The sequence below is a fragment of the Flavobacterium sp. IB48 genome (genome assembly GCF_016405855.1).
GTDB lineage: Bacteria > Bacteroidota > Bacteroidia > Flavobacteriales > Flavobacteriaceae > Flavobacterium > Flavobacterium ginsengisoli.
Genome location: NZ_JAEFCA010000002.1, coordinates 378,614 through 391,748 on the forward strand (window position 1 = coordinate 378,614; position 13,135 = coordinate 391,748).

Annotated in this window: 10 protein-coding genes; 3 read left to right on the forward strand and 7 right to left on the reverse strand. The window is 35.0% G+C overall.

The genetic code is table 11. The features are described 5' to 3' along the window. Window positions 1-43: 43 nt before the first annotated feature. The 3 genes from JC605_RS08765 to JC605_RS08775 form a co-directional block, all read right to left on the reverse strand. Window positions 44-2,422: an arylsulfatase gene (locus JC605_RS08765; RefSeq protein WP_198855808.1), complete on the reverse strand. Its 2,379-nt coding sequence runs from the start codon at window positions 2,420-2,422 to the stop codon at window positions 44-46. 201 nt (window positions 2,423-2,623) lie between these two features. Next, window positions 2,624-4,201: an arylsulfatase gene (locus tag JC605_RS08770; protein WP_198855809.1), complete on the reverse strand. Its 1,578-nt coding sequence runs from the start codon at window positions 4,199-4,201 to the stop codon at window positions 2,624-2,626. 56 nt (window positions 4,202-4,257) lie between these two features. Beyond that, complete coding sequence (locus tag JC605_RS08775) at window positions 4,258-6,630, reverse strand: arylsulfatase (RefSeq protein ID WP_198855810.1); 2,373 nt, start codon at window positions 6,628-6,630, stop codon at window positions 4,258-4,260. A gap of 262 nt (window positions 6,631-6,892) precedes the next feature. Between JC605_RS08775 and JC605_RS08780 the strand changes: the two genes are divergently transcribed. Further along, window positions 6,893-8,665 carry a chloride channel protein gene (locus tag JC605_RS08780; protein WP_198855811.1) on the forward strand — a complete coding sequence of 591 codons (1,773 nt, stop codon included), beginning with the start codon at window positions 6,893-6,895 and terminating at the stop codon, window positions 8,663-8,665. A gap of 28 nt (window positions 8,666-8,693) precedes the next feature. On the opposite strand, the gene JC605_RS08785 is transcribed toward JC605_RS08780, so the two are convergent. From JC605_RS08785 to JC605_RS08800, 4 genes are all read right to left on the reverse strand, one after another. Continuing rightward, entirely contained in the window at window positions 8,694-9,143 is a 450-nt protein-coding gene (locus JC605_RS08785; protein ID WP_198855812.1) for a two-component system response regulator, read from the reverse strand. Window positions 9,144-9,481: 338 nt separating this feature from the next. Further along, the gene (locus tag JC605_RS08790; RefSeq protein WP_198855813.1) at window positions 9,482-10,066 is read right to left on the reverse strand and encodes a hypothetical protein; all 585 of its coding nucleotides are present in this window, start codon (window positions 10,064-10,066) and stop codon (window positions 9,482-9,484) included. Window positions 10,067-10,121: 55 nt separating this feature from the next. Next, window positions 10,122-10,697 carry a DUF6705 family protein gene (locus tag JC605_RS08795; protein WP_370569052.1) on the reverse strand — a complete coding sequence of 192 codons (576 nt, stop codon included), beginning with the start codon at window positions 10,695-10,697 and terminating at the stop codon, window positions 10,122-10,124. Between the two features lie 7 nt (window positions 10,698-10,704). Further along, window positions 10,705-12,129, reverse strand: a complete 1,425-nt coding sequence (locus JC605_RS08800; protein WP_198855815.1) for a hypothetical protein — start codon at window positions 12,127-12,129, stop codon at window positions 10,705-10,707. Window positions 12,130-12,489: 360 nt separating this feature from the next. Here JC605_RS08800 and JC605_RS08805 point away from each other — a divergent pair, with 360 nt between their 5' ends. Together JC605_RS08805 and JC605_RS08810 are read left to right on the forward strand one after the other, a co-directional pair. Continuing rightward, a complete protein-coding gene (locus JC605_RS08805; protein WP_198855816.1) occupies window positions 12,490-12,738 on the forward strand; it encodes a CopG family transcriptional regulator in 249 nt (82 codons plus the stop codon). After that, on the forward strand, window positions 12,731-13,009 hold the full coding sequence (locus JC605_RS08810; protein ID WP_198855817.1) for a type II toxin-antitoxin system RelE/ParE family toxin: 279 nt from the start codon (window positions 12,731-12,733) through the stop codon (window positions 13,007-13,009). Before JC605_RS08805 ends, JC605_RS08810 begins: the two co-directional genes overlap by 8 nt. Window positions 13,010-13,135: the final 126 nt, after the last annotated feature.

Consider the following 13,135-nt stretch of genomic DNA (forward strand, 5'->3'; position numbering starts at 1 on the left):
TTAATACACTCAGTTTTGCTAGTATTTATAATAAATTCAAAAATTAAGATTTTAAATTCACCGTAACTTTATCTATTTTACCTTGAAATTTAAACGGCACTTCATAATCTCTGATTACAGGAGTTCCAAAATCTTCGCCAACATCTAATGTTTCGTCTGATGAAAATCTTTTTGGAACAGTTTGAGGAATATCTCCTTTTGCAGCTTCTTTGCCATCCACCAATATGGTTACTTTGGCAGCTTTACCTGCTCCGCCGCCAGCATAATCAAAATTCATAACAAGGGTATGTTTACCTGCTGTTAAAGGAGTTGGAGATTGTATGGTCCATTTATGGTCTGGATAATGAGAAAAAGCGTATGTAAAAGTTGGTTTTCCTTTTAAAAGCATTAGCGCTGTTCCTCCAAAATAACCTCCTTGTGTAATAATCATTCCTTCATCACCAGATTTCACTTCAATATCCGCTTTTATGCTGTAGGATGTATTTTTCATATTTGGAGCCATACCTTCTGTAATACGAGATGTTCCTTCATGAAAAACAAATTCATTTCTTCCTTTATTAAAATTAGGTCTGTTTTCGGGATTAAGCCTTTCAATGTATCGATCATCTAACGGATAAACTTCGTATTTAGAAGCTTCTTTATTAAATACATCCTGTAATTCTTTTAATTTCTGCGGATTTTTAGCTGCAATATCATTAGTTTGAGAAAAATCGGTATTTAGATTATAAAGTTCCCATTTATAATCATTTACAGGATCTTTTGATGCAGGATGATTTCCTTCCCATGGCAGTATTTTTGGCGTTGTGCTGGCAATCCAGCCATCTTTGTAAATTGCTCTGTTTCCTATAATTTCAAAATATTGTGTGGCATGCTTTTCTGGAGCTTTTGCATTATCAAAAGTATATTCGATGCTTGTTCCTGCCATAGGCTCTTGTACAAAACCGTCAACACTTTTTGGAACTGGAAGACTCGCTGCTTCCAAAATTGTAGGCACTATATCTGTAATATGAGTAAACTGACTGCGAATTTGTCCTGTCTGTTTAATTTTTGCAGGCCATGAAATAACCATTCCTGTACGGCTACCGCCTAAATGTGAAGCAATTTTTTTATCCCACTGATACGGTGTGTTCATTGCATGCGCCCAACTTTGCGAATAATGTTCAGCCATCCAAGGCCCTCCAAAATTATCTAAGTTTTTTAGCATAAATTCTTCTGTGTCTACTTCACCATTGACCATAATTCCTATTTCGCTGGTAAGCCCATGACCAGTAGGATCTTCGGCACTAGCTCCATTATCACCCATAATATAAATGATTAAAGTATTATCAAGTTCACCCATATCTTTTATGGACTGTATCACTCTACCTATCTGATAGTCGCTGTAAGCTAATTGAGCGGCATAAACCTCCATTTCTCTTGCGACGATTTTTTTCATATTCGGGCTTAAGGCATCCCATTTTTGATATTCACTTGGCGTTGGTGCCAGTTTTGCATCTTTTGGTATGATTCCCATTGCTTTTTGTTTTTCAAAGGTCATCTGGCGTTGTTTTTCAAAACCATAATCAAATTTGCCTTTAAACTTTTCAATCCATTCTTTTGGTGCCTGATGCGGAGCGTGAGCTGTTCCGGGCGTGTAATAAACAAAGAAAGGTTTATTTGGTGATACTGATTTTTGAGTCTGAATCCAATTAATTGCTTTGTTGGCTAAATCTTTGTCCAAAATATAGTTTTCGTCTACTTTTCCATCAACAATATAAGGGTCTACAGGTTTTGTATTCTCCATAAGAGCAGGTCTAAACTGGTGCGCATCAGCTCCTAAAAAACCATAGAAATATTCAAATCCTAAACCTGTAGGCCATAAATTGAATGGTCCTGCTGGACTGGTCTGCCAATCTGGAACATTATGGTTTTTACCAAACCATGAAGTTCCGTAACCATTATCGGTCAGGATTTTTCCAATTGATGCCACACTTCTCGGCACTAAACTATTGTATCCCGGATATGGTGTAGAAAACTCCATAATAATACCTGTTGCTGCCGTATGATGATTTCTTCCTGTAATTAAAGCCGCTCTTGAAGATGAACAGACTGCTGTGGTGTGAAAACGATTATAAGTTAACCCATTTTTTGCTAAATTATCGAAGACGGGAGTTGGTACCGGACCTCCAAAAGTAGAAGTTGCACCATAACCTACATCATCAATCATAATTAGTAAAACATTTGGCGCTCCATTGGGAGCACTAATTTCTTTTGGCCATTCGATTGGATCAGAATCTTTAATGGTTGGTGCAATTTTGCCAACTTTCTGATAAGGCTCAATTGGCAGTACTGTTCTGTCTGGCCATGAATTTGACTGCTGCGCATTGACTACATTCATTGAAATTAGAAAAGCCAGTCCGATAAATTTATACTTAGATTCCATACTTAATTTTTTTAGTGACACTATAAAATTATGTATGAAAAACGGAATTGATTAAAATATACATTATCAAACTTGTTGCAAGTTATAATTTGCAACAAATTTATAAATCAAAGAGATAGCGATTAAAAATATAAAAACAGAAAACTCCTTGTATATATGGCAGTTTTCTGTTTTTAGACTTACTAAATAATTTTATGAATATTACTCAGCACCTGGCTTTTTAAGACCAATATCTTTCATTGGATATTTTTGATAAGTAGCAAGATGTGTAGCGATTAATTGCATGACGCCAGGAATTCCCCACTCAAAAAAACGATGTCCTGTACTTAATTGTTCTTTTGGATCTGTGTACAAATTATATACCCAAGGACTCATACCAACTCCTTCAATTGTAGATTGGTCAATGTTTTTTCTAAGTCCCGAAGTGTTAAAAACATTCATGTGCATTTTGTATTCCTGCCAGCGTACAGCCATGAATTTAGTTTCTGAATACATAAAAACAGCATTTCGATTCGACACTCCTTTGTCTGACAGAAAAAACGATAACTGATCTACTCCATCAATATAATTGGATGAAGGAATTTTATCTAAAACTCCTGCTGCTGAAAGAGAAGTATTGAACATATCGCAAATATCAAATAATCCATCGCTTATGCGTCCCGGAGCTATCATACCTTTCCAATAAGCAATTCCCGGTACTCGCACTCCGCCTTCCCAAGTTGTTCCTTTTCCTCCTCTAAACGGAGTATAACCGCTATCTGGCCAAACATCCTCATTTGGTCCATTATCTGAAGTAATGAAAACTAATGTGTTTTCATCTATTTTTAAGTCTTGCAAAAGTTTCATTAGTCGGCCAACGATATCATCAACTTCTACTACAGCGTCTTTATATGGAAAAGCTGCGGGGCTTTTTCCTTTATAACCTTCAGATACGTAATTGTCATTGTGCACTTTAGAAAAAGAATGAATCAAATAAAAAGGTTTATCTTCTTTAACCGAACGTCTGATGAAATCTTCACTGTAATTAGCAAAAACTTGATCTACTTTTGATAGCTCTTCAATAGTAGAAATTGGCTGCACAATTTTATTTTCGCCACCTTTTTTACCTGTTAAGATATTCTGATCAACCAGTTTTTTCATTGCTGCCAATCGTTCTGGCTTATTGATCAAATCAGGGTAAATCCATTCGTTGACAAACTGCGCATATTCTGACTGAACAGAACCAAAACCAAGCCATTCATCATAACCAACATCGTTAGGAAGACTTCCTTTGCTTTCGCCTAAATGCCATTTTCCTGAAAGAGCGGTTTTATAACCATTTTGTGAAAGTAATTTTGCAGTTGTATTTTCAGAAGTCCATGGATTTACTTTAGGATTTTCACCTGTTAAAGTTGGTCGTGTCAATCCTGATCTTGCTGGGATTCTTCCGGTCATAATCGCGGCACGACTTGGCGTACAAGTTGGCTGCGAATATGTTGATGTAAGCTGCAAACCTTCGTGAGATACTTTGTCAATATTAGGAGTTGGCGCACCAATAGCAACACCTCCGCCATAAACACCAATATCTCCGTAACCCATATCATCAATAAGAATAATCAAGATATTAGGTTTCTTTTTCAACTTGCTCATTTTGTCCTTCATCTCTTTGTCCTGATCAGGATGCGGAATTGCTGGTTCTAAATAATCTTTTACTTTAACCGTTGGATTAAAATAGTTTTGCTGCGCGCTCATTTCGGTTACAAAAGCTAAGGCTGCTAATAGAACAATATATTTTTTCATAATAATTTATTTAAACTAAAATTCTTAATTCACAATTCACCATTTACAATTCATTATTATTTCAAGTCTATGTCAACTTTGTCAATAATTCCGGTAAACCTGAATGGAAGCTTGTACGAATTTGCAACTGGAGATCCTGTATCTTCACCAATTCCGAAAGTATCGATTCCGAAGCGAGCTGCGACAGTTTTATCAATTCGACCTTCGCCGACTAATTTATCATTGATATACAGTTTTCCAGTGCCACCTTTTCCAGTTCCGCCGCCATCATAAGCGAAATCAAATCTTACGGTGCTTTTTCCAATCGGAAGTGATTCTTTCGAGGTAATGACGTAACGAGCATCATCAAAATAATTATAATGGTAAACCAATTTTCCGTTTTGAACATACAAAGCAAATCCCGCCGAACTTCCGCCAGAGGCCACAATAATACCACTGTCTGATTTTGATTTCAGCTCAATTTCTGCCGTAATGCTGTGCGATTTGTTTTTAGTGTTTGGAGAAGCTGTTTCTGCCAATCTAGTCGCTCCTGCATAAAAAGTAAAATGTTTACGTTTAGGATCTGATGGCGTTGGTTTTGGCGAAATTAATCTTCCCGTACCTCTATCATCCAACGGATAAACGTTATATTTTTTGGCTTCTTCATCAAAAATGGCTTTCAATTCTTTAAGCTTTTCTGGATATTTTTTAGCTAAATCAACCGATTCGCTATAATCTTCATCAATATTATAAAGTTCCCATTTGTCTTTGTCCCAGTTTCCTGGTGCATAATCCTGTCTCCACGGAAAAGTATGCTGCGTTGCCGCTACCCAACCGTTGTCATAAATCGCGCGGTTACTGAAAACTTCAAAATATTGTCTGGTTCTAACAGGTTTAGCATTTTTATCAGTGAAAGTCGATAAGAAAGAAACCCCATCCATCGGTTTTTGCTCTACGCCGTCTACTGTTTTTGGTGCTGGCAAATGAGAAGCATCTAGAACCGTTGGAAGTACATCGATCAAATGTACAAACTGACTGCGCATACCACCTTTATCTTTTATCACTTTTGGCCAGCTAACCACCATAGGATTTCGGCTTCCGCCAAAGTGAGAAGCTACTTGTTTTACCCACTGAAAAGGAGCATTTCCTGCCCAAGCCCATCCTACAGGATAATGTGGCTCGGTATTAGGCCCTCCAATTTCGTCAAGATGTTTTAAGTTATCTGCCAAAGGAGTTGAAATACCGCTTAATGCTTTTATTTCATTAACCGTTCCCTCCATTCCTCCTTCAGAACTTGCGCCGTTATCTCCAACAATATAAAATATTAAGGTATTGTCGGCATCTGGAAGTTTGCTTAAGGCTTCTAAAAGTCGTCCCGTTTCATGATCTGCAAACGAAAGATATCCTGCATAATTTTCCATCAAACGCGCAAACAGTTTTTTCTGATCTGCCGAAAGTTTATCCCAAGGTGTAACCCAGTCTGGTCTTGGAGTAAGTTTAGTTCCAGGCGGAATAATTCCCATTTTCAGCTGACGTTCGTAAGTTTCCTGTCTCACAACATCCCAGCCTTTATCAAACTGACCTTTAAATTTGTCACGCCATTCTTTTGGCGCATGATGTGGCGCATGTGCAGCTCCTGGAGCAAAATACATCATAACCGGTTTCTGAGGTGCAACCGATTTACTGTATTCTAACCAATTAATGGCTCTATCGGTCATATCGGTCATAAAATGATAACCTTGTTCTGGAGTTTTATCTGGTTCTACCGCTTTAGTATTTTCAAAAAGAACTGGATAATATTGATGCGTTTCACCGCCTATAAATCCGTAAAAATAATCGAATCCTAAACCTGTTGGCCAACGATCAAATGGTCCAGCAATACTACTTTCCCAATCTGGCGTATTGTGGTTTTTGCCAAACCAGCTTGTACTATATCCGTTTCCTTTTAAAATTCTTCCAGATGTTGCCGTAGTTTTCGGAATCATACAATTGTAACTTGGATATCCTGTTGCCCATTCGGCCAAGAATCCTGAACCTGCATTGTGGTGATTTCTTCCGGTCAACAAAGCAGCACGCGAAGGTCCGCAGATTGCTGTGGTATGAAAACGGTTATATTTTAAGCCGTTTGCTGCCAATTTATCTAATTCTGGTGTTGGAACAGGCCCTCCAAATGTGCTAACCTGTCCAAATCCAACATCGTCTAAAAGAATGATAATCACATTTGGTGCTCCTTGCGGAGGTGTAACCAATTTTGGCCATTCTTCTTTGGAATCTTTGTAGGTTTCTCCAATTTTTCCGCCAAAAGGAGGTTCTGGAATTGGCAGTATTGTTCGATCTAGTTCTCCCGAATCGGTTTTTTCTGTTACAGAATCGGTTTTCTGAGATTGATTGCAGCTGAAGAGAAATACAGCTAAAATGAAGAGCAGTTTTGGGCTAATAAACGGTTTCATATTACGGGATTTTGTTATTCGTAATAAATTTACAAACATGGGTTTTACAAAATCTCTTCATGATGTTGCAGATTATAATTTGAAACAAAGTTTTTTAAAACAAACTGCAGAAAAATCATTTTTCTAAATATTGTTTGTTAAAATTCTATTATAAAATGAAGCTGTGCCTTATCTTTGAAATTGTTGTTTTTTTAAATGACTCTTACGGTCTTTTCAGACTTATTTTTAAATCTCAGCTTGAAAGCTAATACCATCATTCTTAATGCTTAAGAAAAAACTTTTACAAATTGAAGCCCTGCTGATTGTAGGAAGAAAAAAACTATCTCCAAAGCAATTCATATTTTTAGCTAGTGTTTTGGTAGGCATTTCTTCTGCATTTGCTGTTATACTTTTAAAATCTTTTGCCCACTCGGTTTACCTGTCTGCTTCGTATATTAACAGTATTCTAAAACTAAGCTTTATTAATTCTTTACTGCCTATAATTGGGATCATGCTTACGGTTTTAGTGGTAAAAAAAGTATTAGGAGGCACTATTGAAAAAGGAACTTCCCAGATTTTATATTTAGTGGCGCGTAAAGCCAGCATCGTACCTAAAAAACAGATGTATGCACAGATTATTACAAGTTCTCTTACAGTCGGACTTGGAGGATCTGCCGGACTAGAAAGTCCGATTGTTGTGACTGGTGCTGCATTTGGATCTAACTTTGCCCAACAGTTTAGATTAAGTTATAAGGACAGGACGCTTCTCCTTGGTTGCGGAGTTGCTGCAGGAATTGCCGCAGCATTTAATGCACCAATTGCAGGAGTTTTATTTGCCGTAGAAGTCCTTTTGGTTGATGTGACCATTTCTGCCTTTACTCCTATTATGATTGCTGCTGCCACAGGCGCTCTAGTATCCACAATTGTACTTAATGAAGATATTCTGCTTACTTTTCGAGGACAGCAGACATTTGATTATTATAATATTCCATTCTATATTCTGTTAGGCTTATTCACTGCCTTTATTTCGGTATATTATTCACGAAATTTCCTAAAGACCGAGCATTATTTTGCAGGACTTAAATTAGGCGTTTATAAAAAAGCTTTTGCAGGTGCTCTAGTTCTTGGGCTTCTTATTTTTATATTTCCGACTTTATTTGGTGAAGGGTATGAAAGCATTAAAACTCTTGCCGACACCAATCCTGGAGAACTGCTAAAAAACACTCTTTTTAAGGATTTTAGTGATAATGAGTGGGTTCTTCTCTGCTTTGTGGGTCTATCAATGATGCTCAAAGCTTTTGCATCAGGCATCACGCTTGGCAGCGGCGGAAACGGGGGAAATTTTGCGCCATCACTTTTTCTGGGATCTTATGCAGGCTATTTTTTTTCTAAGTTTTTAAATCTTACCGGACTAACAGACCTTCCAGTTAGCAACTTTGCAATTGTAGGCATGGCAGGAATACTGAGCGGACTTTTTCATGCACCTCTTACTGCCATTTTCCTTATAGCTGAGATCACTGGTGGATATGCTTTGATTATTCCTCTTATGATTGTAGCATCTATAAGTTTTGCTATCTCAAAACGTTTTGAAAGACACTCTCTTGATGTAAAAGGACTTGTAAAAAAAGGGAATGTATTTACTAGCAATAAGGACACAAACATTCTTTGGACTTTGAAAATGGAATCTATACTGCATCCAGATCCTAAAACCCTTTCTCCTGATGAAAACATGGAAGATTTACGAAATGTAATAAAAACTTCTGATCAAGGAATGTTTGCCGTTACGGTTGAAGAAAAACTTGTAGGAGTGATTTATTTTAGTGACATCAAAGAAATTATTTTCAATCAGATCGATGTTACTGTCAAAGAGCTTATGACCGCTCCTTGCGAAATAATTTCGTATACCGACAGTATGGAAACAGTAATGCAGAAACTTGAAAAAAGCAGTAAAAATTATCTGCCAGTAACTAAAGATGATCTTTATTATGGCTATATAGATAAAGGTGGCGCTTTAGAAGCTTATCGAAATCAGCTTAAGTCAATGATTTTTGAATAATGTTATAAACTATTCATAAAGTATTGATTCAAAGAATATGAAATATTCTGCTGCCTTCATCAAAAGTCTCCCAGTTCATTTCTATTATATTTCTTGCCAGATTTTTAAGATCTCTATAATTACTTGGCTTGACAGCATAAAAATCTGCTCCATGTTCAAATGCTTTTTCAATGCTAGACCTCTCGTTGTCGGTTGAATAAATAATAATCTTTATTTTCATACCCGATTCGACTTCTTTCCTGATTGCTTCGATGTATTGAAATCCCTCTACACCTGGCATACTAGTATTGAGAAAAATAAAATCAGGGAGAATCTCCGACAATCTAGACAATCGATCTGCCAGCTGATCCTTGCTGCCAATTTCTAAAATCTCAAATGGCTGATCTAAAGTTAATAACGCTTCATGTAGCAGCATTCGGTCATCTTCGTCATGGTCAGCAATGCATATAATCTTTTTTGAATTTTGAGACTCAGGCATTATTTTTAGTTTGTCAGGCAAACATAAAACTATAATCTAAGAATCTGCAGCTGTTTATATTTCTATAATCCTTTGTAAATCTTTAAAAAATGGAATTACATCCGTTATCCGGTTAATAGTATTTAAAAGTACCTATACTATTATTAGAAAACAATGTCGTTTTACAATTTCCATCTTTAAAATGGGAATTATGTAATTATAGTATAAGAATTTACGCTCAAAAAAAATAAATCTGAATGATGTAAATTTTTATGTCTATCAAAAACTAAAATCCCATTTCTAACAAATGTTTTTTCTATGATCAGCTACCAAGTGAGAAAAAAAACTCATACCAAAGTTTAAATTTCTTCATGTATTATACATACTTTTGAAATACCTGTCCAGTAGCAGTATGTCCCCTCTTTTAGCCCCTTTATTAGATCTGAAAATTGTTTTTCTAAATTTATTTCTTTATCAATAATAGTTATAAGTATCTGAACTTTTCTTCTTAATTCAGTTTTTTCTATTTGTTCTTTGGTTTGAGATTCAGGATAAATTTCTGAAAAATAAGCTTGCTTATTTATTGAGTCAATTTGAATATTAAACGATAAACTGTCACCGTCAAGAAAACAGATAGAATGACAATCTAAATCTTCATTGCATTTTTTTAAAGTTTCAATTCCTGAGTTTTTTAAATCAAGCATTAGTTTTTTAACTAGTACATTATCAAAACTGGTTTTGTTTATAATTTCTTTCCTTTTTCTCAATACTTTTCTCGTAAGTTTAGTTTCTAAAAAGCCTTCTACAAATCCATTTTGGTATTCAATTAATTTTATAGTTTGTGGCTTACCACAAAACGAAATTTCATATGATCGCCTTATATCTAAATTTTGAGAAAAAGTCTGCTGAAATATTAAAAATAGTAATATCGATATTTTTTTCATAGTTTCTAATTTTTAATCCTCAAGTACAAAAAATACTTGAGGATTTTTATGTAAACTACTGCTTAGTAAGCATCAAACCGTCTTTAGGAAAAGTTAGTTCTGCGGTTTTAAACCCAGGGCAATCATCGTTTGAAATCATGATTTTATCAGGCTCATAACCAAATGACATTGATGTCTTTGCTGTATTTTTTATACGAATAAATACTGTTCCCGCATTTCCACATATTGCATTTTTACCAGCAAAATCCAATGCGTAAACAGACAAATCTTTACCAAAATAAGAACCCGTAATAATGTAAGGACTACTATCTGGTAGGCTCTGCGTATTTTCTAATATCGTGCCATTTGATGATGTAATTAAATATCGAATTCTCAATTCATCAAAAGTTACTTTATCATAAGTATAAGTGTATTTAGTTATGAAAAGAGTATAAGTTTTACCCCCATAATTTCCTTTCCAAGTACCTATGTATTTGCCAAATAAATTATTTAGATCTTTTAGGTAGGTATTGTCAGGGATGCCATTTCCTGCTCTTCTATAATCAATTGCTTTTTCTACTGGTACAATAGTTTGTGCTTTACAGGATATTACTGAAAGCATTATAAATCCTAGTATAAATATATTTTTCATCTTTATTTTAATTACAATTAGTAGTTGTTACTTTTCCTGAATTATCTAATGTTTTTTTTGAGTTTCCAGAGGCATCGATTTTATACAGCTCGATCCCACTAATTCCTATTTTTTGATTTAAAAACTTTAAAAATCCTTGCTCCAAACCATTTTTCTTCATTATTTCTTTGTAAGCTTTGTCAAGACTTTCATCCCAAATAATACTATTAGCTTTTGCACTTACAATATTTATATTTCCAGTAAATCTTAATTGATAAGTTGCAGAACTTGAAACCATTGTTCCGTAAGTATCACTTATTGGAATGCCATATCTATTAGCATTTAAAATTAAAATTACAAACATTTTCACATCGTTAGGAGAAAATATTTTTATAGGCTCTACTGGATCTATATCTCCATTTGCTTTTACCTTATCATAAGGATCTAAATGGTTATGCAAGTAGCCTACCGTATTGGCATCAGGCTTAAAATTTATTTTGTCCGCACCATCCGTACTAGAAGCTCCAGTTAGTGCTGTAAAAGGGCCATTCTTACTTTGCATATACCCTGTTTCTACTTTTAAATTTGTTTTTTTTCTTAGTTCTTCTATTTTGGCCGTAATATTGGCTATTGCCATTTGCGCTTTTATTTTAGCACAAGGGTCTGTTGCATTTGAACTTTGATCTTCTCCACCCTCGCTACCACTGCCAGTACCCGTGCCATGATTGGTGTAAGAACCAGTATCTGTGTAGTTAGAATAACCGCTACCTGTGCCATTGTAAATAATATATCCGCCTGAACTGGGATTCTGGTAATTATTGTATACCACAACTTCTTTTAACTGAATTCCTGTATCTGTGGTTCCTCCGCCATCAACATCGCATTCAATTCCGGCAGGACACGCAACACCTGACGGTGCCTTACCGGTTGTGTTTGCATTTTTTAGAACCAGCTTAACGGTACCATTTTCTATAAGTCTACCATTTTCAAAGCTAGCAGTTTTTACAAATCCTTTCTTTAAATCCCAAGCTGCTATGTAGCCGCTAAAAGTAGCACTATCTATTGATAAATCTTCTGGAGATCTACTCGTACCATTAGGAAATATTTCAAAGAGCAAAGCTTCATAATTGTTTTCGGATAATTTATAAATATACAATTTTTGCTCCCAAAGTTCCGTAGCGTCTTTTTTCGCTTCATTAACAGGGACTATGATTGTTTTGGTTCCATCTTTTGAATTCCTAATTTCGGCATCATTCCATTTATAATCTAAATTTTGTAATAATTCAAAATTATCACCATTAGATTCATAGGCTTTGAACCATTCTTTGGCAGACGAAAGAATTCTAGCATCTGTCTGCCCTACATCATTGTCATCTTTCTGGCACTTTGTAAAAGTGAAAGAAACTAATAAAATGACCATAGATCTTGTTGCATTGTTAATTTTTCTTCTCATATTTTGGCGTTTAAGTTAGTAATATCTAAAACTTGTAAGAATTAAATGATACAATTGTAATGATAAAAAATAAGAAAAAAACTATATTTTAAATATATTTTAAAATTTTAACATAATACTTTACTTACAAAAAAGCAAATGATTAGATTTTACTGGGAGTTTTTATGTTTTTTTAAAGTTTGCATAAAAAAAGATAATGAGGGATAAAATTTGGAATTGTACAATTTTTTTAAATATCCTCCGCTTGCACAAGTGAGGAGCAACTTACCCAAACAATTAATAAGAACTATTTTATCCCAATGTGTTTTCCTTTTCAAAGTTTTGGTGTAAATTTACACCAACTTCAAAATTTATATTATTATGCCACGACAAAGTATATCATTAACAGCTCCTAATGACGAATGGTTAAAAAATCAGGTTAATACAGATGAATTTAGTAGTAAAAGTGAGGCTATTAACTATTTGATAAAGCAAGCACGTTCGAGAGAAGAATACTACGAGTTTGTAAGGGCAAAAATAGAAAAGGGAGAAAAAAGCGGTTTTGCAAAAAAACAAACCAGAGAAGAAATGTTAGCCGAATTTAAAAAAGATTTACCTAGTAATGTATAGCTATTATTTAAGTAGCGAAGCCAAAGAAGATTTAAAAAGAATTTATTATTATGGTGTTAGTAAGTTTGGCGTTAATCAAGCTGACAGCTATTTTAATATGTTTTATGATTGTTTTGAAAAAATAGAAGCAAATCCTTTTTTATTTCCATCTGCTGAACACATTAAAAAAGGATATCGTTATTGTCTTTGTGGTGTTGACACTATTTACTACCAAATTAACGGAGATAAACGGGTAGAGATTATTGCCATTATCGGAAGGCAAGATTTTTAAAGCCGTTTCCCTTGCTGGCACGAACATCTCGCCCCGTGCACAGATAAAAGAGAAATGAGAATGAGCCCGATACAATATCGAGCTCATTATGATGAAATTTAATTATAAATTCAACTGCAGTTCATT

Bases quoted from the DNA above. Each gene is read 5' to 3' on its own strand.
- JC605_RS08775 (WP_198855810.1), bottom strand. From the start codon at position 6,630: ATGAAACCGTTTATTAGCCCAAAACTGCTCTTCATTTTAGCTGTATTT.
- JC605_RS08780 (WP_198855811.1), top strand. From the start codon at position 6,893: ATGCTTAAGAAAAAACTTTTACAAATTGAAGCCCTGCTGATTGTAGGA.
- JC605_RS08770 (WP_198855809.1), bottom strand. From the start codon at position 4,201: ATGAAAAAATATATTGTTCTATTAGCAGCCTTAGCTTTTGTAACCGAA.
- JC605_RS08805 (WP_198855816.1), top strand. From the start codon at position 12,490: ATGCCACGACAAAGTATATCATTAACAGCTCCTAATGACGAATGGTTA.
- JC605_RS08810 (WP_198855817.1), top strand. From the start codon at position 12,731: ATGTATAGCTATTATTTAAGTAGCGAAGCCAAAGAAGATTTAAAAAGA.
- JC605_RS08765 (WP_198855808.1), bottom strand. From the start codon at position 2,422: ATGGAATCTAAGTATAAATTTATCGGACTGGCTTTTCTAATTTCAATG.
- JC605_RS08795 (WP_370569052.1), bottom strand. From the start codon at position 10,697: ATGAAAAATATATTTATACTAGGATTTATAATGCTTTCAGTAATATCC.
- JC605_RS08790 (WP_198855813.1), bottom strand. From the start codon at position 10,066: ATGAAAAAAATATCGATATTACTATTTTTAATATTTCAGCAGACTTTT.
- JC605_RS08800 (WP_198855815.1), bottom strand. From the start codon at position 12,129: ATGAGAAGAAAAATTAACAATGCAACAAGATCTATGGTCATTTTATTA.
- JC605_RS08785 (WP_198855812.1), bottom strand. From the start codon at position 9,143: ATGCCTGAGTCTCAAAATTCAAAAAAGATTATATGCATTGCTGACCAT.